Annotated in this window: 21 protein-coding genes; 15 read left to right on the forward strand and 6 right to left on the reverse strand. The window is 62.4% G+C overall.

Annotated elements, in window-relative coordinates:
- Positions 1–49 precede the first annotated feature (49 nt).
- From E0502_RS11895 to E0502_RS11920, 6 genes are all read left to right on the forward strand, one after another.
- Positions 50–853, forward strand: coding sequence for an outer membrane protein assembly factor BamD (locus tag E0502_RS11895; RefSeq protein WP_137678211.1), 804 nt, complete (start codon positions 50–52; stop codon positions 851–853).
- Positions 854–1086: 233 nt separating this feature from the next.
- A complete protein-coding gene (locus E0502_RS11900) occupies positions 1087–1260 on the forward strand; it encodes an HP1242/YdcH family protein (RefSeq protein ID WP_137678212.1) in 174 nt (57 codons plus the stop codon).
- A gap of 77 nt (positions 1261–1337) precedes the next feature.
- Entirely contained in the window at positions 1338–2534 is a 1197-nt protein-coding gene (gene nhaA / locus E0502_RS11905; RefSeq protein WP_137678213.1) for a Na+/H+ antiporter NhaA, read from the forward strand.
- Positions 2535–2586: 52 nt separating this feature from the next.
- Positions 2587–4251, forward strand: coding sequence for a DNA repair protein RecN (gene recN / locus E0502_RS11910; RefSeq protein ID WP_137678214.1), 1665 nt, complete (start codon positions 2587–2589; stop codon positions 4249–4251).
- Positions 4248–4946, forward strand: coding sequence for a DUF4240 domain-containing protein (locus E0502_RS11915; protein ID WP_137678215.1), 699 nt, complete (start codon positions 4248–4250; stop codon positions 4944–4946). The genes recN and E0502_RS11915 overlap by 4 nt, the downstream gene beginning before the upstream one ends.
- A 146-nt stretch (positions 4947–5092) precedes the next feature.
- A complete protein-coding gene (locus E0502_RS11920; RefSeq protein WP_137678216.1) occupies positions 5093–5401 on the forward strand; it encodes a putative quinol monooxygenase in 309 nt (102 codons plus the stop codon).
- A gap of 13 nt (positions 5402–5414) precedes the next feature.
- Here E0502_RS11920 and E0502_RS11925 read toward each other — a convergent pair whose 3' ends face one another.
- A complete protein-coding gene (locus tag E0502_RS11925; RefSeq protein WP_137678217.1) occupies positions 5415–5900 on the reverse strand; it encodes a DUF2165 family protein in 486 nt (161 codons plus the stop codon).
- A gap of 78 nt (positions 5901–5978) precedes the next feature.
- Between E0502_RS11925 and ligA the strand changes: the two genes are divergently transcribed.
- Genes ligA through E0502_RS11940 form a run of 3 tightly spaced genes read left to right on the forward strand, consistent with a single transcriptional unit; the run spans position 5979 to position 9728 of the window.
- Positions 5979–8066: an NAD-dependent DNA ligase LigA gene (ligA, locus tag E0502_RS11930; protein WP_137678218.1), complete on the forward strand. Its 2088-nt coding sequence runs from the start codon at positions 5979–5981 to the stop codon at positions 8064–8066.
- A complete protein-coding gene (locus E0502_RS11935; protein WP_137678219.1) occupies positions 8066–8554 on the forward strand; it encodes a CinA family protein in 489 nt (162 codons plus the stop codon). The genes ligA and E0502_RS11935 overlap by 1 nt, the downstream gene beginning before the upstream one ends.
- 58 nt (positions 8555–8612) lie before the next feature.
- A complete protein-coding gene (locus E0502_RS11940; protein ID WP_137678220.1) occupies positions 8613–9728 on the forward strand; it encodes a serine hydrolase in 1116 nt (371 codons plus the stop codon).
- Here E0502_RS11940 and E0502_RS11945 read toward each other — a convergent pair.
- The 5 genes from E0502_RS11945 to E0502_RS11965 form a co-directional block, all read right to left on the reverse strand.
- Positions 9725–10396 (reverse strand): SDR family oxidoreductase, encoded by a 672-nt coding sequence (locus E0502_RS11945; RefSeq protein WP_137678221.1) that lies wholly within the window; start codon positions 10394–10396, stop codon positions 9725–9727. The two genes, E0502_RS11940 and E0502_RS11945, sit on opposite strands and share 4 nt — an antisense overlap.
- A 67-nt stretch (positions 10397–10463) precedes the next feature.
- Entirely contained in the window at positions 10464–11150 is a 687-nt protein-coding gene (locus E0502_RS11950) for a DUF2459 domain-containing protein (protein WP_137678222.1), read from the reverse strand.
- Positions 11147–12055, reverse strand: a complete 909-nt coding sequence (locus E0502_RS11955; RefSeq protein WP_137678223.1) for a 50S ribosomal protein L11 methyltransferase — start codon at positions 12053–12055, stop codon at positions 11147–11149. Before E0502_RS11955 ends, E0502_RS11950 begins: the two co-directional genes overlap by 4 nt.
- Positions 12045–12959: a subclass B3 metallo-beta-lactamase gene (gene bla / locus E0502_RS11960; protein WP_204517958.1), complete on the reverse strand. Its 915-nt coding sequence runs from the start codon at positions 12957–12959 to the stop codon at positions 12045–12047. Before bla ends, E0502_RS11955 begins: the two co-directional genes overlap by 11 nt.
- Positions 12949–13674 (reverse strand): SDR family NAD(P)-dependent oxidoreductase, encoded by a 726-nt coding sequence (locus E0502_RS11965; protein ID WP_137678225.1) that lies wholly within the window; start codon positions 13672–13674, stop codon positions 12949–12951. The genes bla and E0502_RS11965 overlap by 11 nt, the downstream gene beginning before the upstream one ends.
- Positions 13675–13785: 111 nt before the next feature.
- Between E0502_RS11965 and E0502_RS11970 the strand changes: the two genes are divergently transcribed.
- From E0502_RS11970 to E0502_RS11995, 6 genes are read left to right on the forward strand one after another with little or no spacing between them, the layout of a single operon-like run.
- A complete protein-coding gene (locus tag E0502_RS11970) occupies positions 13786–14220 on the forward strand; it encodes a succinate dehydrogenase, cytochrome b556 subunit (RefSeq protein ID WP_137678226.1) in 435 nt (144 codons plus the stop codon).
- Positions 14221–14231: 11 nt separating this feature from the next.
- A complete protein-coding gene (gene sdhD / locus E0502_RS11975; RefSeq protein ID WP_137678227.1) occupies positions 14232–14621 on the forward strand; it encodes a succinate dehydrogenase, hydrophobic membrane anchor protein in 390 nt (129 codons plus the stop codon).
- Positions 14621–16432, forward strand: coding sequence for a succinate dehydrogenase flavoprotein subunit (gene sdhA, locus E0502_RS11980; protein ID WP_137678228.1), 1812 nt, complete (start codon positions 14621–14623; stop codon positions 16430–16432). The genes sdhD and sdhA overlap by 1 nt, the downstream gene beginning before the upstream one ends.
- A 4-nt stretch (positions 16433–16436) precedes the next feature.
- Positions 16437–17195, forward strand: a complete 759-nt coding sequence (locus E0502_RS11985) for a hypothetical protein (RefSeq protein ID WP_137678229.1) — start codon at positions 16437–16439, stop codon at positions 17193–17195.
- Positions 17196–17216: 21 nt separating this feature from the next.
- The gene (locus tag E0502_RS11990) at positions 17217–17735 is read left to right on the forward strand and encodes an STM3941 family protein (RefSeq protein WP_137678230.1); all 519 of its coding nucleotides are present in this window, start codon (positions 17217–17219) and stop codon (positions 17733–17735) included.
- 52 nt (positions 17736–17787) lie between these two features.
- Positions 17788–18282 carry a hypothetical protein gene (locus tag E0502_RS11995; RefSeq protein WP_137678231.1) on the forward strand — a complete coding sequence of 165 codons (495 nt, stop codon included), beginning with the start codon at positions 17788–17790 and terminating at the stop codon, positions 18280–18282.
- Positions 18283–18385: the final 103 nt, after the last annotated feature.

Below are 18385 nucleotides of genomic sequence, written 5' to 3' on the forward strand. Positions count from 1 at the left end.
CTGCAACTTCACTTGGCGTTCAGCGAGGGCGCGGTTATAGGCTTCGTCCATGACCAAGCATCTGCGTGTTTCGCCCAAGACCGTCCTGCTCGGCGCTGTTTGCGCCTCGACCCTGCTGCTTTCGGCCTGTGCCGGTGGCGGAAGCGGCCCGAAGGATACAGCCTATGTCGCGCGCGATGTGGAATCGCTCTACGCAGAGGCCAAGCGTCGGCTCGATCAGGGCAATGCTCCGCTCGCTGCCGCGCTGTTTGACGAGACCGAGCGTCAGCACCCTTATTCACCATGGGCGCGCCGGGCGCAGCTGATGAGCTCGTTCAGCTATTACGTGGCGCGCGATTATAACAAGTCGATCCAGAGCGCTCAGCGCTTCCTGTCTATCCATCCGGGCAACAAGGATGCGCCTTACGCCTATTACCTGATCGCGCTCAGCTATTACGAGCAGATCAGCGATGTGACGCGTGACCAGAAGATCACCGAACAGGCGCTGGTCGCGCTGACGGAAGTCAATCGCCGGTTCCCGCAGAGCGAGTATGCCGCCGATGCGCGGCTCAAGCTCGACTTGGTCAACGATCACCTGGCAGGCAAGGACATGGAGATCGGGCGGTATTACCAGCGCTCCGGCCGCTGGCTCGCCGCGCAGATCCGCTTCCAGAACGTGGTCGATACCTATCAGACCACCAGCCACGCGCCCGAAGCGCTTTACCGGCTGGTCGAGTCGAGCCTAGCGCTCGGGGTTCCGCAGGAAGCGCAGAAATATGCCGCTGTGCTTGGCTCGAACTATCCGGGCAACGAGTGGTACGAACGCGCCTATGAACTGATGCAGGACAAGGCGCCGGGCGTCACGGCCAGCTGAGGCACCGGCGCGGCAACACGCAACGGAAAATTTGTCCCGCTCGGGAACCCTGCCAGCTCTGGTGAATTGAGGTGGTGCGGGCCGGGCCCCTCTGGCAGATTGGTGCAAGCCATCTGTGATGTCGGACCGCATCGGATTACCGATGCGTGGCTGGCGGGGCTGACCCCATTCCCTCCCTTCCTCGCGGCACCATCGGTAGTCCGATCGTTTCAATCTCTTTTGAGGAGACTGTCATGTCGGCCCGAATGTTCAAATTGGCTCAGATCCATCAGCGCATTGACGAGCGAATTCGGCTCGAACTGCGCAAATCCCGCCCGGACGGGCTGAAGCTCTCCCGCCTCAAACGGATGAAGCTGCGCGCAAAAGATGCGCTGCACCGGCTTACCGGCCAGCCGGCCTCAGCCTGATTTGCCCATCGGCGCGCGGCACTGCCTGGTGCCGCGCGCTGCCCATATCTGCCATTCCCATTTGACGAGAACTATCGATGGTTTCCCGTGTTGCTCCGATGCTGAAAGATTTCCTCCAGAAAGAAAGCGCTGGTGGCATTGTCCTGATCATCGCAGCGGCGCTCGCGCTGGCGGTGGCCAACAGCCCGCTGGCGAGCGCTTACGCGGACATTCTCGGCATACCGGTGGTTGCCGGTATCGGCAGCTTCGTGATCGACAAGCCCATGCTGCTGTGGATCAACGACGGATTGATGGCGGTGTTTTTCTTCCTCGTCGGTCTCGAAGTGAAGCGCGAGATACTCGAGGGACAGCTGTCGAGCTGGGACAAGGCATCATTGCCGCTGGTCGCAGCGCTGGGCGGTATGGCCATTCCGGCGATCGTGTTTCTCGGCATCAATATGGACACGCCTGAAAACCTGTCGGGCTGGGCGATTCCGGCGGCAACCGATATTGCGTTTGCGCTCGGTGTGCTGTCGCTGCTGGGCCCCCGCGTGCCCGTCGCGCTCAAGGCTCTGCTGCTCGCGATTGCAGTGATCGACGATATCGGTGCGATTGCGATTATCGCGATATTCTATTCCGGGAACATCGACACCGGGATGCTGGGTGCTGCCGGGATAGTCTTCGTCGCCCTGATCGCGGTCAACCGGATGCGCGTTGCCTCGAGCATTCCCTACATTCTGCTCAGCATTCTGATGTGGGCCTTCGTGCTCAAATCGGGCGTTCACGCCACGCTGGCCGGGGTCGCTGCTGCCATGGCGGTGCCGCTGATCGCTCGCGGCGATTCCCGCCCGCTGGAGCGAATGGAGCACGCCTTGCACCCATGGGTGGCGTTCCTCGTCATCCCGATCTTCGGCTTTGCCAATGCTGGTGTCAGCCTGGTCGGGGTCGAAGCCTCGGCGGTGCTGGCGCCTCTGCCGCTCGGCATCGCGTTGGGCCTGCTCATCGGGAAGCAGGTCGGCATCTTCGGCTTTGCGTTCGCCGCAGTGAAGCTCGGTTTTGCGAAGCTCCCGCGCGAAGTGAGCTGGCGCCAGATCCACGCGCTGTCGCTGCTGGCTGCGATCGGTTTCACCATGAGCCTGTTCATCGGCAACCTCGCCTTTACCGACGCGGCTATGGTCGATGCAGTCAAACTGGGCGTGTTGGCCGGTAGCGGGATCGCCGCGCTGGCCGGATACTTCCTGCTGCGCTCGACCCTGCCGGCGGTAAACCGTGAGGAAAACACCGAGGAGCGGTGACGCGGCGGGCGGCATTGTCTAACCAGTCAGGCGGAGAATCGCCGACAAGACAATGCTGACCCATCTCGCCATCAAGAACATCGTGCTGATCGAAGCGCTGGAGCTGGATTTCCGGCGCGGGCTCGGTGTGCTGACGGGGGAGACCGGGGCGGGCAAATCGATCCTGCTCGATGCGCTGGGACTGGTCCTCGGCAACCGTGCCGAAACCGCCTTGGTGCGCGCGGGCGAGGAGAAGGCGAGCGTCTCGGCAACTTTCGAATTTGCTGCATTGCCGGCTGCGATTTCCAGCGCACTGGACGATGCCGATATCCAAATTGAGCCGGGCGAACCGCTGATCATCCGGCGCCAGGTCAAGGCCGATGGCGGGTCCAAAGGATGGATCAACGACCAACCCGTTGGGGTGGCGCTGCTGCGAGAAATCGGCGGCGCTCTGGTCGAACTGCACGGACAGCATGACGACCGCGGACTGGTCAATCCGCGCGGCCACCGTGATCTGCTCGATCGGTATTCAGGCGGCGATGTCGAGGCTGTCGCAAATGCATGGCGCAAATGGCACGCGGCGCGCGAGAAATTACAGGCGGCGCAAGACGATATCGAGCAAGCGAAGCTCGACCAGGATTTGCTGCTCGCGCATCTGGCAGAATTGACCACGCTCGAACCGCAGGCGGGTGAGGAAGCGCGGCTGGCGGCGGCGCGATCCGACATGCAGAAGGGCGAACGGCTGACCGGCGATCTCGAAGAATTGCGCGCCGTCTGGGACGGATCGGATTCGCCGCTCGCATTGCTGCGGGTCGCGGCGCGCAAGCTTGACCGGATCGGCGGCGAACATCCGTTGCTGGCCGATGCGCTGGCCGCGCTCGACCGTGCAGTGATCGAAGCGGGCGAAGCGGAAGAAAAACTGGAGGCAGCGGCGGAGGCGCTGGTGCACGATCCGGCGGCCCTCGATGCGGCGGAGACCCGGCTGTTCGAATTGCGCGCACTGGCCCGCAAGCACCGCTGCGAAGTGGATGAACTGCCTGACAAGATGCGCGATTTCCGCGCGCAGCTCGATGCAATCGAAGGCGGCGAGGCACAGCTCGATGCGCTGGAAGCGGCGGCAAAGGAAGCTTCGCTCGCCTATCGCAATGCGGCGGAAAAATTGCATCGGGCGCGCAAGGCGGGGGCGGTCAAGCTGGATCAGGCGGTCGCGGCCGAACTTGCGCCGCTCAAGCTGGACGCAGCGCGCTTCCAGACGAAGGTCGAGCAATTGCCCGAAGAAAAATGGGGCGCGGGCGGGATGGATGCGGTCGAATTCCTGATCGCGACCAATCCCGGCGCGGATTTCGCCCCGCTCGGGAAGATCGCTTCGGGCGGCGAACTGTCGCGCTTTATCCTCGCGCTGAAGGTGGCGCTGGCGGAGAAAGGCGGGGCGGCAACGGTGATCTTCGACGAGATCGACCGCGGCGTGGGCGGTGCGGTGGCGAGCGCGATCGGCGAGCGGCTCGCGCGGCTGGCGGCGGACGGGCAATTGCTCGCCGTCACCCACAGCCCGCAGGTCGCCGCACGCGGCGGCACGCATTACGTCATCGCCAAGAGCAGCGAAGGCACGGTGACGAAGACCGGCGTCGCACTGCTCGACGCCGAAGGCCGCCAGGAAGAGATCGCCCGCATGCTCAGCGGCGCGGAAATTACGAGCGAGGCGAGGGCGCAGGCCGACCGGCTGCTGGAGGGGGTATGATGGGTAAGCTCGTTTTTGGCCTATTGTTGGTTGGCATTGTTGCTGTCGCATTTTTTGTAGTTCGAGGTAATTTCAGCGAGGGGTCGGATTCGCTTATTCCGGCAGCGAGCGCCGCCGAGTTGTCGACTCCCGGATTGCCAGCAAATGCGACACCGGACCAGCGCGAGAACTGGTTCTGGCAGATCATCGAAATGTCTCGCAGAGGAGCGACGTCTCAGGACGCGCAAACCCTGAATTTGGCCCGTATTCTCGAATCCTACCCGGCGGACGACGTCGAGATATTCTCAGCTGAATACGACAGGGTAAGGGACGGATCCTACTCGTGGGATCTGTGGGGTGCGGCGTATATCATCATGGGCGGTTGCAGCGACGACTGCTTCGACTATTTCCGCTCATGGTTGATTTCAAATGGTCGGGAATTTTTCGAGGCGGCAGGTGCCGATCCCGACTCCCTTACAGACCTGATCTCGCCTTCAGCGACGGACAGTCCCGAGTTCGAAGCGCTCGATTACGTAGCTGGTTATGTGTGGGCATCAAAAACACAAAAGGCATTCACCGAAATGCCTCGCCAGCCGACGCAGGCCTATGTTGACGGACCAAAGGGCGAACCATTCGAAGAGACGGAAGAAGCGCTCACGAGCCGTTTCCCAAAGCTTTGGGAGCGCTTTGGCCATGAGCCGCTGGGGGGATGGTAATGGGGCTAGCGTCGCGGCACTGCCCTCCGAGCCCCTCCTCTGAAGAAGAGGGGGCTTAGTTGCTGACCACAAGCCGCCGCACCTTCATCGGCGCATCTGCGCTAACCCTCCTCTCAGCCTGTGCGCCGAAATCAGGGATACACGCCATGGAAGAACTCTATCCGAATGAACTCTACGGCCTGATCGGCGAGATCAAGGCGGCGCCGGGCAAGGGGCGCGAGCTGGCGGAGATCCTGCTCGAAGCCTCGCAGGGCGGGATGCCAGGCAATATCGCCTATCTCGTCTCGGTCGGGGTGGAACAGCCGGACTCGGTCTGGGTCAGCGAGGTATGGACCAGCAAGGCCGCGCATGCCGACAGCCTGCAATTGCCGCAGGTGCAAGCTGCCATCGCCAAGGGCCGCTCGCTGATCGCAGGGTTCGGCACGCGGGTGGAGACTCTGCCGCTCGGCGTGTGACGCGCGCTCGCGCTCAGTCGTCCTTCATGCTGAGGTAGATCAGCGTCATCATCGCCATGCCCCCGAACACCCACGACCCATGGTCGGGGCCACCGCCCAGCGGCATCTGCCACAGCTGGTAGCCGGCAACGGCGATGCCCTGGAACAGGCCCCACCAGTTGACCACCGCGCAGGCGAGGGCAATCTTGGCCCATTTCTTCCCGGCTTCGTAGCTTGCACCATCGGCCTTGCGCAGCGACCACAGCTTCCACGCACCGAACAGGCCGCCGATCCCGGCGACCAGTTCCAGCGTGAAGACCAGCACCATTGCCGCCACGACAAGGAACGTCGGCGGCACCGGGAGAAGGGTGACCGGATAGGCCTTCTGATCGGCATGGCTGGTTGTGTAGACGAAGAAGTCGAACGCCTGCTGCCAGTTGGCGATATTGTGCGCGACATAGAGCAGCGCCATCAGCGCGACGCTCGTCACGATCACGGGCTTGATTGTACGGTCGATCATCGGTTCCCCCCAAAATCCCTGTTCGCGACCCTTCGGCGGCACTTTTCGCAAGCGCTTGGCTCATGCATAGCGCAAAGCATGGGAATCGAGAAATCGCCGTCCGATCTGTCCGAAGCCGAAGCCGCCAACGAGTTGATGCGGCTGGCAAAGCAGATCGCGCATCACAACCGGCTTTATCATGCCGACGACGATCCAGAGATAAGTGATCAGGAGTTCGACGCGCTGGCGCGCCGTAACGAGGCGCTGGAGGCGGCGTTTCCGCATCTGGTGCGCGAGGATTCGCCATCCCGGGCTGTGGGGCATGCGGTTGCTGCATCGCCGCTCAGCAAGGTAACGCACGAGGTTCGCATGATGAGCCTCGACAATGCGTTTTCGGACGAAGAAGTTGCCGAATTCGAAGCGCGCGTCCGGCGTTATCTTAATCTCGGCGAAGATGAGCCTATCGCGTTCACCGCAGAAGACAAGATCGACGGGCTGTCGTGCTCGCTACGCTATGAAAATGGCGAGCTTGTCCGCGCCGCGACACGGGGTGACGGGCAGGTCGGTGAAGACGTGACAGCCAACGTCCGGCACATCGACGATATTCCGAAAATGCTTCCTGAAATGCTGCGCAGCAAAGGGCCCGACGTGTTCGAAGTGCGCGGTGAAGTTTATATGTCGAAACAGGCATTTACCGCACTCAATGCTGCGCAGCAAAAAGCGGGCGGCAAACAGTTCGCCAACCCGCGCAATGCTGCAGCCGGATCGCTGCGGCAAAAGGATGCCAATGTCACCGCGCAAAGGCCGCTCAACTTCTGGGCACATGGCTGGGGCGCGGCGTCCGAAGTGCCGGGCGAAACGCAGAGCGATGTCATAGCGCGTCTGGCCGAGTGGGGCTTCCCGATCTCACCCCTGTTCAAGCGCTGCGATACGCTGTCTGAAATGCTGGCGCAGTATGAGGCGATCAGCGCGCAGCGGTCCGAATTGCCCTATGAGATCGACGGGGTCGTCTACAAGGTCGACCGGCTCGACTACCAGCAGCGGCTCGGCTTCGTCGCCAAAGCGCCGCGCTGGGCGATTGCGCGCAAGTTTCCTGCCGAACAGGCGGAGACGACGCTTGAAAGCATCGACATACAGGTCGGCCGCACCGGCAAGCTGACCCCGGTTGGCCGGCTGTCACCGGTGCTGGTCGGCGGGGTGACAGTGACCAATGTCACACTGCACAACCGCGACGAAATCGCCCGTCTCGGCGTGCGCCCGGGCGACCGGGTGCTCGTCCAGCGCGCGGGTGACGTGATCCCGCAGGTGGTCAAGAACCTGACGCCCGATGCTGAGCGCGAGGCGTTCGATTTTCCCGATCACTGCCCCGACTGCGGCAGCGAAGCGGTCAACGAGGAAGGCGAAGTCGACGTGCGCTGCACCGGCGGGCTGATCTGCCCGGCGCAGCGCACCGAGCGCCTCAAGCATTTCGTCAGCCGCGGCGCGCTCGACATCGACGGGCTGGGCGAGAAGACCATCGACCAGTTCTTTGCCCTCGGCTGGCTTGAAAGCCCGGCTGATATCTTCCGCCTGGAGGACCGGCGCGAAGCGATCCTGGCGCTCGAAGGGTGGCAGGACAAGTCTGTCGATAAGCTGTTGGCTTCGGTGAAAAACAAGCGCCAGCCCGATGCCGCGCGGCTGCTGTTCGGGCTCGGCATCCGGCATGTTGGCGCAGTGACTGCTCGCGACCTGATGAAGCATTTCCATGAACTGCCTGCACTGCGCGATGCAGCCGAAAAAGCGCATGCGGGAGACGAAGAAGCAGTACAGGCGCTAACCAGCATCGACGGCATCGGCGGTGCTGTGGTCGAAGCGTTGGGCGATTTCTTTCACGAGCCGCACAATGTCGCGGTGTGGGACGACCTGCTCAGCGAAGTCTCACCGCCGCGCTACGAGGTCGAAACCCTCGACAGCCCTGTCGCGGGCAAGACCGTGGTGTTTACCGGCAAGCTCGAAACCATGAGCCGTGACGAAGCCAAGGCACAGGCCGAGCGGCTGGGCGCAAAGGCCTCCGGCTCGGTCAGTGCGAAGACCGATTTGCTGGTTGCCGGGCCGGGTGCCGGAAGCAAGCTCAAGAAGGCCGCCGAGCTCGGCATCGAAGTGATCGACGAGGCAGGCTGGGCGGCCATAGTGGCGGCAGCGGGGTGATGCTGCAAGACGTCCACCCGCAGGCGTTGCGCATCGCCGGTATGCTCAGAGCACGCGGCGAGACAATCGCAGTTGCCGACGGGGCGACGGGCGGCCTCATCGCCGCGAGCCTGCTGACTGTGCCGGGCGCGCTTGATTTCTTTGTCGGGGGCGGGGTGGTTTATTCGCTGCGGGCGCGCGATGTGCTGTTTGACCTGCCGCGCGATGCCTACAAGGGCATGCGCGGGGCGAGCGAAGAGTATGCCATGCTTCAGGCACGTGCGATCCGCGAAAACTTCCGGGCCAACTGGGGCATTGCCGAGAGCGGCTCGGTCGGCGGATCGAGCCATCCTTCTGGTGCGCCAGCGGGTCGCAGCGTTGTCGCGGTCACTGGCCCGCATGGCGAGTGGACCCATCTGACCGAGACGGGCAGCGATGACCGAATTGCCAATATGGACCGATTTACCCGCGCGGCATTGGCGCATCTGGAGGCGGTGCTGACACCATGATGCATAGTGGCGGCCTGGCTTGCGCGCTGGTCACCCCCGCTCGGTGGCAGAGCCGATAATGCGTCCGGCGCTCCGTTTCCTGCTCGGCGCTATGGCCGTAATAGCGCTCGCGCTGGCGATCACATTCCTGCCGCGCTTGCTGCGGCCCGCCTCCGATCCAGTGATCGAAGAGGCCGAACGGATGGCAGAGAACGCCCCGACAAGTCCGGAGCTGCAAGCGCTCGACAGGAGACTCAGCGAACTCGGCGGCACATTTGACGGACAGGTGGGGATCGCGGTCGTCGACATCGCGCAAGATGCCAGCGTCCATTACAACGGGTTGCAGCAATTGCCGCAGCAGAGCGTGACAAAATTGTGGGTCGCGCTGACCGCGCTCGACATGGTTGACCAGGGCGAGCTCGACCTGTCCGAGACTGTCGCCATCATGCGGGATGATTTGACCCTGTTTCACCAGCCATTGCGCGCGCAAGTGCTCAAACAGGGCATTGTCGTGACCGATTTCGGGGATCTGCTGCAACGCGCCATCATTACCAGCGACAACACCGCCAATGACCGCTTGCTGCAAAGGGTGGGCGGACCGGATGCCGTGCAGGCGTTTCTCGACGATCATGAGCTCGGCAGCATCCGCTTCGGCAGCGATGAGCGAACCAAGCAGAGCCGTATCGCCGGGCTCGCATGGCGACCTTCCTATTCCTACGGCAACAGCTTTTTCGAAGCGCGCGGTGATGTACCCGATGACGAGCGCCGCGAAGCGTTCGAGGCCTATCTCGCCGACCCCGAAGATGGTGCTTCGGCTGTCGCCATCGCGCAGGCTCTTGCCAGCCTGTCCAGAGGCGAGCTGCTGTCGGATCGAAGCACGCAAGAACTTCTCGGCATTCTGAGCAGGACGCGCAGCGGCCCGCGCAGGCTCAAGGGCGCAGTCCCGCCCGACTGGGCAATCGCGCACAAGACCGGCACGGGCCAGTATTTTGCGGGTGAACAGTCAGGCTATAACGACATCGGCCTGATCACCTCGCCAGAAGGCAAGACTTATGCCGTCGCGGTGCTGATCGGCCGGACCCGCGCGCCCAATCCCCGGCGGATGGAGTTGATGCAGCGGGTTGTCCACGCCGTGCTCGAATACGACGCGGAGCAATACGGCAAACCGCCGCCCGCAGCGCTCGCGATCCCTTAGTCGTTCGGCATCAGGTGGATTTCGCGGATGCACGAGGTGCCGCGTTGTCCCAGCGCGAAGACCACCGCATCGGCCACGTCCTGCGGCTGCAATTTGGTCGGCTTGGCTTCGTCGAAGAAAGGGGTGTCGACCATGCCGGGTGAAATCACCGTGCAGCGGCCCTGCCATTCGCGCATTTCCTCTGCAAGATTGCCCGCGAAGCCGTGCACGAACCACTTGGTCGCGCTGTAGATCGAACCTTTGAAATGTTCGCGTCCGGCCTTGGAGCCGGTGACGATGAAATGGCCTTTGACCTTCTTCAGTTCGGGCAGCGCCGCATGGGCAGTGTAAAGCACGGCGAGCACATTGAGATGGATCATGTCGTGCCATTCGTCCGGATCACCGCCTTCGACCCCGGCATTGCTCACCCCTTTGCCGGCGTTGGCGAAAACACCGTCGAGCGAACCGAACTTCGCCACGGTTTGCGACACCGCAGAAACGATCTGATCGCGGTCCGTGACGTCGCACTCGATTGCCAGCGCGCCATCGCCAATATCGGCCGCGATGCGGTCGAGCTTGTCTTTCGAGCGAGCGAGCAGGGCAACGTTCCACCCTGCCTTGGCCGCCGCGCGTGCGGTGGCTTCGCCGATGCCGGTCGATGCGCCGGTAATGAGGAGTGTCTGTGCCATGATAGGTCTCGCTTTGTTGAAAGTGTTACCCACTCAAAGCGCCGCAACGGCAGGAGTTCCAGCACGCTTAGTCTGATGGAGGGGGAACCCATTTCATCACGCCGCCCGCCATCGGGGTCCACCATCCCGTGGCAATGCCCGCTTCGGCAAGCGTATCGCTGGTCCACTGGTTGCAGGTGTTGCCGATATGATAAGTGCCGGGCGCATTGTAAAACACATCGTAACCGGCATAGCCGCGATAGGTCTCGCGTTGGCTCGCAGGCAGGACCTGCCGCTCGATTGCCGTGACCAGGCGGCCATACTCGGCTTCGCTGATCGTCAGCCGCCGATGATACTCGGACGGGCCGGGGCGAATGTAATGGGCGACATGCAGCAAGCCGTCGCCGCCGATTGCGGCATTCAGCGCAGTGCCGATCGACAGGTCGGACCAGGTCGGGGTGTTGAGGAACACTTCACGCTCTCCCCAACTGACCGACACATGGGTGTAAGGCCGGTCGGGCGATGGCAGGTCGCTGGCGGGAAAATCCGTCCGCCAGTCTTTCTGCGCGGATACCAATGGCATGACGATCGCGGTGTGAATGCCGTTGGTTTCGACCATGATTGTCACGCCTGTCGCTGGCTCCTGCCAAGCGCCGTTGCGCGGGATTGCGCTGCCGATCCAAGCGGTGAGAAAGAACAAGCCAATCGCTGCCGCAAGAGCAGCGAGGAGCCACAGGGCGATGCGCTTGCCGCGCCTCGCCCAACGGCCGGTCATGCGCGGCGACGGCGGAGCCACAGGATCGACCAGTCGCCATTGACCAGGCGCGATGCGAGGCGGAAACCGGCGCGCCGGTAGGCCGCACGCACCTTTGCCTCCTGCGTCTCCAGCAGACCTGCGAGCACCACATGTCCGCTTGGCGGGACTGCCTCAGCAAAATCGGGCGCAAGCTCGATCAGGGGGGCGGCAAGAATATTGGCGATCAGCAGGTCGTAAGGGCCACGCGCCTGAAGCAGCGGGTCATCCATTCCGTCGGCAATGACCATTGCCAGCTGGCCGTTGCCGGGGCCCATCGCGACGTGGTTTTCTGCTGCGTTGAATTCGACCACCTCAGCGCAAATCGCGTCGATGTCGCTCGCGGTGGCCAGAGCATTCGGCCAAAGGTCCAGCGCGGCAAAAGCAAGCAGCCCGGTCCCGGTGCCGATATCGGCCATATGGCGCGCCACCACGCCGCTCCGCTTCATTGCTGTGAGTATGGCGAGGCACCCTGCTGTCGTCTCGTGATGACCGGTGCCGAATGCCTGACTGGCAGGGATCGAGAGGCTGCAAACTGCGGGATCGCCGTGTGGCGGATAGTCCGGTGTATGGACATAAAATTGGCCCGCGTGGATCGGTTTAACGCCCTGCTGGCTGATGGTTAGCCAATCCTCGTCAGGCAATTTTTCGATGCCAAGGGCCGGAACATCGTCGCCGAACAAGGCGGCAACCGCCGCTTTATCAGCCTGAACCGGCTTGCGCGAATACCACGCCTCCAGCACCCAATCGTCTGGCGTTTGCGGGGTTTCCTCGCGGCCCGACAGGATGACCTCGGGATCCCAGTCCGTCTCTTCTTCATGGGCCAGCAATGCCTGATGCACGAGCGGCTTTGACGCATACGCGGTAATTTTCCAGCTACCTGTCATCGACCGCGCGCTCCTCTTCTGCCAAACGTCGATCGAGCCGCAGCCCGATTGCTCCAGAATAATTTTTGCAACCGTCCGGATTTGTCCAGGGCGCGCCCCCGCTCATCCGCTTGACCATCTCGCTCGCCGAGGGATGCGGGGTCAGCAGAACATCACAATCGAGTGCCGCGAGCCGCGCCAATCCCGCGCGATATTCAGCGACCAAAGCCGGGTGATCGGAATAGCGGTAATCATCCCGGCTGACCGGGCTGAGGCTGTCTGCATAGACGATAGAGATACAGCTGACAGCATCGCAGCTGCTCCAATGCCAGCTGAGCGCTCCGATCGTATGGCCCGGTGTCGTTGTCGGGGTGAATACCACGCCGGCAATCATTCCCGATTCCCCGCCTTTGACCGAGCGGACAGAGCCCGGCACTGGCTGCATCGGTTCGTGCATTCCCGCCTGCGGGTCTCGCGGGTCCGCTTTGCCCGAACGAATGACCGGAGAAGCGCCTTGGCCAGCGTAGATCGTCGCGCCGCTCAATTGCTGAAGGCGTGCCATGCCGCCAACATGATCGAAATGCTCGTGGCTCACGAGCATCGCTTTGACGTCAGCGATATCATATCCGAGCGCGGCGATATTGTCGGAGACGACCTTGGATCCCGGCTCGGTGCCGCTATCCAGCAGGATCAACCCGTCGCCACCGACGACCAGTATTGCTGCGATCCCGCATGTGCCGACATAATAAGTGTTCGCATGGATCCGGTAGGGCGGGGCAGGCTTGTCCCACTCGTCCCAATCCTCGCAAACTTCGAGCCATGCCTGCCGGTCAGGTGCGACATCTGACGCGCCCTCGTGGGCCACAGTAGCGCTGCCTGCAGCCAGTGCCGCCGCCAGCGTTAGCGCCAGCGATCTAGCGAACATAGCTTGCCCCATTGGCGTCGATCGTCGCGCCGGTCATGCTTTCGGGCGCGTCGAGCGCGCAATAGACTGCGATATTGGCGATCTCCTCCGGCTCGGCGACACGGCCAAGCGGGATGTCGGCCAGCAAATCGGGACCGCCGCGGCTGGCAAGATAATCGCCTGCCATGGCGGTGTCGGTGAAGCCCGGCGTCACCGCGAAGCTGCTGATGCCCTGCGCCGCATATTGCCGCGCGATGGTCTTGTGCATCGCCAGCATCCCGCCCTTTGCCGCCGCATAATGCCAGTGCGCGGGCGAATCGCCGCGATGGCCCGCGCGGCTGGCGATATGGACGATCCGGCCGCCCTTGAACCCCGCGCGAGCGCCGCGTTCCAGCCAGTGCAGCACGGCGAAGCGGGATAGCTGCGCCGCGGCGCTCAAATTAATCCGCAGCGTGTCCTCCCACGCGTCGAGCCATTCGATGTCCGACCGGTCGAGCGCGCTGGCTTCGAACAGGCCCGCATTGTTCACCAGAACGTCGATTTCGCCGCCTGCACGATCCAGCGCCTCGTTCCACAAAAGTGCGGGGGCTGCCGGGTCTGCGAGGTTCGCGCCGATGGTCTGTTCGTCATGCGCGATCGTGCCATGGCCGATCACCCTGACGTTACGGGATTCGAGCTGTTCGCGAATTGCCGCGCCGATTCCGCGACTTGAACCGGTTACAAGAATGCCTGCCATGCAAACCCTATCCAAAAATTTGCAAGCAATGTCGAGCGCCGATGCCTTGTTTCGCCAAGCGAGTGCGCCTAGGGAATGGCTTAAATCAGGGGACACTACCGGACCAGGCCTATGAGCAATCGACCGCTTTCACCGCATCTGAGCATCTGGAAATGGGGGCCGCACATGCTGGTTTCCATCCTGCACCGCGTCACCGGAGACGGGATGGCCCTGGCGGGCCTCGCGATACTGCTGTGGTGGCTCGGCGCGCTTGCGTCCGGCCCCGCCGCTTACGACAGCTTCACCGGCTGGATGTGGGCAGACATCGGCGCGTTGCAGTGGAGCGGGATCGACATTCTCTGGTCGCTGCTCAAAGTGCTGCTCAAGATCGTGATGATCGGGCTGAGCTGGGCGTTCTTCACCCACATGCTGAGCGGGCTGCGTCACTTCGTGCTCGATATCGGTGCGGGTTACGAGCTCGACACCAACAGGCTGTGGTCGATCGCATCGCCGGTGATCGCCGTCATTCTTACCGCGGGCTTCTGGGCCCTGCTGCTGCTTCGCTGAGGATTTGAACCATGGGTAACGGAACCTCCATCGGAAAAGTGCGCGGGCTAGGCTCGGCGCACGAAGGACCGCATCATTGGCTGGTCCAGCGCTTCACCGCGATCGGAAACCTCGTTTTGATGCTGTGGCTGCTGGGCAGCTTCCTGCTACTGCCGGACCTCGGCTACGGCACGCTGGCGAGCTATTTTGCCAAGCCGGTACCGGCTGTGGCCATGATTCTGCTGGTCCTCAGCCTGTTCTGGCATGCACGCATCGGCCTGCAGGTCCTGATCGAGGATTACGTCCACACACCGGGCAACAAGTTCGCCGCGCTCGCCCTGCTCAACCTTGCAACCATCGGTGGCGGTGCCTTCGGCATCTTCTGCGTCGCCCGTCTCGCACTTTCCGGAGGAGCCGCATAATGGCCGACACCTCTGCCTACAAAATTATCGACCACACTTATGATGTCATCGTGGTCGGCGCCGGCGGATCCGGCCTGCGCGCCACGATGGGTGCGGCGGAAGCCGGCCTGCGCACAGCGAATATCTCTAAGGTCTTCCCGACCCGGTCGCACACGGTTGCGGCACAAGGCGGTATTGCCGCCTCGCTTGGCAATAACAGCCCCGATCACTGGACCTGGCACATGTACGACACCGTCAAGGGGTCGGACTGGCTGGGTGACCAGGATGCGATCGAATATCTTGCGCGTGAAGCGCCCGCAGCGGTTTACGAGCTGGAGCACGCAGGCGTGCCGTTCAGCCGCAACGAAGACGGCACCATTTACCAGCGCCCGTTCGGCGGCCACATGCAGAACATGGGTGAAGGCCCGCCGGTCCAGCGCACCTGCGCCGCCGCGGACCGCACCGGCCACGCCATGCTGCATGCGCTCTACCAGCAGAGCCTCAAGTACGACGCGGACTTCTTCATCGAGTATTTCGCGCTCGATCTGATCATGTCGGACGGCAAATGCGTCGGCGTAATGGCGATGTGCCTCGATGATGGAACGATCCACCGGTTTCGGGCGCAATCGGTCGTTCTGGCGACCGGCGGATATGGCCGCTGCTATTTCACTGCGACTTCGGCCCACACCTGCACCGGCGACGGCGGCGGGATGGTGCTACGTGCAGGGCTTCCCCTGCAGGATATGGAGTTCGTCCAGTTCCACCCGACCGGCATCTATGGCGCGGGCGTACTGATCACCGAGGGCGCACGCGGAGAGGGCGGTTATCTGACCAACTCCGAGGGCGAGCGGTTCATGGAGCGCTACGCGCCGAGCGCTAAAGACCTCGCATCGCGCGATGTCGTCAGCCGTTCGATGGCGCTGGAAATGCGCGAAGGGCGCGGCGTGGGCGATGACGGCGACCACATTTATCTGCACCTCGATCATATCGATCCCAAAGTGCTCGCCGAACGCCTGCCGGGCATCACCGAAAGCGGCAAGATCTTTGCCGGGGTCGACCTGACCCGCCAGCCGCTGCCGGTAACGCCGACAGTGCATTACAATATGGGCGGCATTCCGTGCAATTATCACGGCCAGGTCGTGACAGTGGGGCCGGATGGCGATCCCGATACTGTGGTACCGGGCCTGTATGCCGTGGGCGAAGCCGCCTGCGTTTCGGTCCATGGCGCAAACCGCCTCGGCTCCAACTCGCTGATCGACCTTGTGGTGTTCGGCCGCGCGACCGGCCTCCATCTGAAGGAAAATCTCAAGACCGGCGTCAGCCAGCCAGAGCTGCCGAAGGATAGCGCTGATCTGTCGCTCACCCGTCTCGACCATTTCCGCCACGCCGACGGCAGCCTGCCGACCGCAGAAATTCGCGGCGAGATGCAGAAAGGCATGCAGAAGCACGCCGCCGTGTTCCGTGACAGCAAGCTGCTCGGCGACGGTGTCGAATTGCTCAAATCGGTCAACAAGAAGCTGCAGGATGTGAAGGTCCACGACCGTTCGCTGATCTGGAACAGCGACCTGATCGAAACGCTCGAGCTCGACAATCTGATGGCGCAGGCCAATGTCACCATCGCCAGCGCGGACAACCGCAAGGAAAGCCGCGGCGCGCATGCGCATGAGGATTTCCCGGACCGCGATGACAAGAACTGGATGAAGCACACCGCAGCCTGGTTCGAAGGCTGGGGCGGCAATGGCGGCGCGGTGAAAATCGACTACCGCCCGGTCCACGAGTACACGCTGACCGACGACATCGATTACATCGAGCCGAAGAAGCGGGTTTACTGACCTGTTGGACTGGCTCCGTCGCAATTGGGTGTACATCGCCTGCTTGCTGACGGTGCCGGCCGGGTGTTTGTTGTTCGCCCATGGCCAGACGATTCCGGTATACACCGACCAACAATTGGCATCGGCTTTGAAGATGGCGGTCTTCAACCCTGACGATGGGCGCAGCCTCACGGAAATGGGCGACCAGCTGAGAGGCCTTCGCACGTCGCGACACGCTTTTATGCAAGGCGGGATCAGTCTTGGACTGGCCGGAACGACACTTGCCGCGCTGTTTCTGGCGTTTCGTTGCGAACCGGGGTTTGGCCTGAGAACGCCTCACGAACGCTCAACTTTCACTTCACTTGGGCTTGCGTGCGTCGCCGTTTTCTGGATTGCCGAATTCGTATCGTTCGATCTCGACGAGAGGCGTGGCGACATGCTCGTTGGCGGGGGCCCCGCCTATGCGTTCACCTTTTTCAGAATGTTGGTGATGGCTCCGATTTCAGCCCTGATCGTCTGGACATTCGGTCGAGTTATTACTGGCGGGTTCGGAGCTTTGCCTGTCTCATTGGCTGTCTGGGACACGCGCAGGACAGTTAGATCCTGGCTAACAACCTTAGCATTTTTGGTCCCAACGCTGCTGGCGCTCTTTTGTCTTTTATTGGCAGCAACGACGTCGAGATTTCTCCAGACACCGGCGATCATCGTCTTCATCTATCTCTTCCTTGCAAGCCGGGCTGCTGTCATGGCAGCGCCTATCCCTGACGAACAAGCTCCAGGATAATTGGAGAGGTTGGAACCTTCCATGCCCTTCGCTGCCCATTACTCGCCGACCCGCTCAATCTTGCTTGCGCTGCTGGCCGCAGGGTTCGTCGCAGTCGGACTGTGGATGCTCGGCGTGTTTGGCGAGGTGCCGGGGGGCGGTCGGCGTCTGCCTGACTGGGCGGTGCCGGTTATCGGCTGGCTCGCTATCGTCTTCTTCGGACCGTTCATGGCGCTGCACCTGTACAAGGCCGTGACCGGCGGAATTTCGGTGCGGATCGATGAAAGCGGGATGTTGCTCCGCGACTATTCGGACAAGACCATCCCCTGGGATGACTTCACCGCGCTCAGCACGCAGAACATGATGGGCACCAACATGCTGCTGTTCGATGTGGTGGACGCGCGCGAGGCGGAGTTCGGGTGGTTCCGGCGAATGACGATACCGATGAACCGGAGCATGAACGGCTATGGCAATTCGGTCGTCGTCAACAACACCAATCGCAGCCACGCGGAATTGCTCGACGCCATCGCGCAATTCGCCCCGCCGCGGCTGCTGCGATAGACCGCCATAGGTCTGGCTGCGCATCGGCCAGCGGATTGTGGTAAATGGCGCTATGCGCTGGTTTCATCTTCTTGCCGCAACCACGGTATTAGTTGCCGCCGATCCGGCTGTGCCGTGCGAGCCGGATATCGGGATCGAGGATATTCGCGCACATCTGTTCCTCACCCACAATGGCACATTGTCGGACGACATCCTTGCGGAAGGATCCGGCTTCGTCGGCTGGAACACAATTATCGCTGACGAACTCACGCGGGGCCCAGCCGACGATGTGTTGGTGGTGGTCGAAGTCTCGAGCGGCTCGGAGGATTATATCGCCGATCCTCTCGAGATTTGGGTCACCGCTTCGCAGCGCGGGCCGGGTGAGGATGGCGGCCCGCTGGTGGAAATTGGCCGCCGGACTGTCCAGGGCATGGTGCTCGGCAGTGACGGACGCGCGTCTGCCGCGCTGTATCTGCCCGACAGCACTTGTGCCGGGCAATTGACCATTCACGCCCGTTTGCGCGGCGAAGAACGGACCAGGAAACTCCACCTCTACTGCGGCGAATAGGCTCTCTGTCGGCAATTGGACGTCCCTGAAATGTCGTTCATCGAACATGAACGCCCGTTCATCCACGCTTCATGTTTACAACCGTAGTCGATGCGCCTACAGA

Origin of the sequence: Parerythrobacter lutipelagi (assembly GCF_005434975.1) — a bacterium.
Taxonomy (GTDB): domain Bacteria; phylum Pseudomonadota; class Alphaproteobacteria; order Sphingomonadales; family Sphingomonadaceae; genus Parerythrobacter_A; species Parerythrobacter_A lutipelagi.

Bases quoted from the DNA above. Each gene is read 5' to 3' on its own strand.
- E0502_RS11950 (WP_137678222.1), bottom strand. From the start codon at position 11,150: ATGACCGGCCGTTGGGCGAGGCGCGGCAAGCGCATCGCCCTGTGGCTC.
- ligA (WP_137678218.1), top strand. From the start codon at position 5,979: ATGGGAATCGAGAAATCGCCGTCCGATCTGTCCGAAGCCGAAGCCGCC.
- E0502_RS11990 (WP_137678230.1), top strand. From the start codon at position 17,217: ATGCCCTTCGCTGCCCATTACTCGCCGACCCGCTCAATCTTGCTTGCG.
- E0502_RS11925 (WP_137678217.1), bottom strand. From the start codon at position 5,900: ATGATCGACCGTACAATCAAGCCCGTGATCGTGACGAGCGTCGCGCTG.
- nhaA (WP_137678213.1), top strand. From the start codon at position 1,338: ATGGTTTCCCGTGTTGCTCCGATGCTGAAAGATTTCCTCCAGAAAGAA.
- sdhD (WP_137678227.1), top strand. From the start codon at position 14,232: ATGGGTAACGGAACCTCCATCGGAAAAGTGCGCGGGCTAGGCTCGGCG.
- bla (WP_204517958.1), bottom strand. From the start codon at position 12,959: ATGTTCGCTAGATCGCTGGCGCTAACGCTGGCGGCGGCACTGGCTGCA.
- E0502_RS11915 (WP_137678215.1), top strand. From the start codon at position 4,248: ATGATGGGTAAGCTCGTTTTTGGCCTATTGTTGGTTGGCATTGTTGCT.
- recN (WP_137678214.1), top strand. From the start codon at position 2,587: ATGCTGACCCATCTCGCCATCAAGAACATCGTGCTGATCGAAGCGCTG.
- E0502_RS11970 (WP_137678226.1), top strand. From the start codon at position 13,786: ATGAGCAATCGACCGCTTTCACCGCATCTGAGCATCTGGAAATGGGGG.
- E0502_RS11935 (WP_137678219.1), top strand. From the start codon at position 8,066: ATGCTGCAAGACGTCCACCCGCAGGCGTTGCGCATCGCCGGTATGCTC.
- E0502_RS11995 (WP_137678231.1), top strand. From the start codon at position 17,788: ATGCGCTGGTTTCATCTTCTTGCCGCAACCACGGTATTAGTTGCCGCC.
- E0502_RS11895 (WP_137678211.1), top strand. From the start codon at position 50: ATGACCAAGCATCTGCGTGTTTCGCCCAAGACCGTCCTGCTCGGCGCT.
- E0502_RS11900 (WP_137678212.1), top strand. From the start codon at position 1,087: ATGTCGGCCCGAATGTTCAAATTGGCTCAGATCCATCAGCGCATTGAC.
- sdhA (WP_137678228.1), top strand. From the start codon at position 14,621: ATGGCCGACACCTCTGCCTACAAAATTATCGACCACACTTATGATGTC.
- E0502_RS11965 (WP_137678225.1), bottom strand. From the start codon at position 13,674: ATGGCAGGCATTCTTGTAACCGGTTCAAGTCGCGGAATCGGCGCGGCA.
- E0502_RS11955 (WP_137678223.1), bottom strand. From the start codon at position 12,055: ATGACAGGTAGCTGGAAAATTACCGCGTATGCGTCAAAGCCGCTCGTG.
- E0502_RS11920 (WP_137678216.1), top strand. From the start codon at position 5,093: ATGGAAGAACTCTATCCGAATGAACTCTACGGCCTGATCGGCGAGATC.
- E0502_RS11945 (WP_137678221.1), bottom strand. From the start codon at position 10,396: ATGGCACAGACACTCCTCATTACCGGCGCATCGACCGGCATCGGCGAA.
- E0502_RS11940 (WP_137678220.1), top strand. From the start codon at position 8,613: ATGCGTCCGGCGCTCCGTTTCCTGCTCGGCGCTATGGCCGTAATAGCG.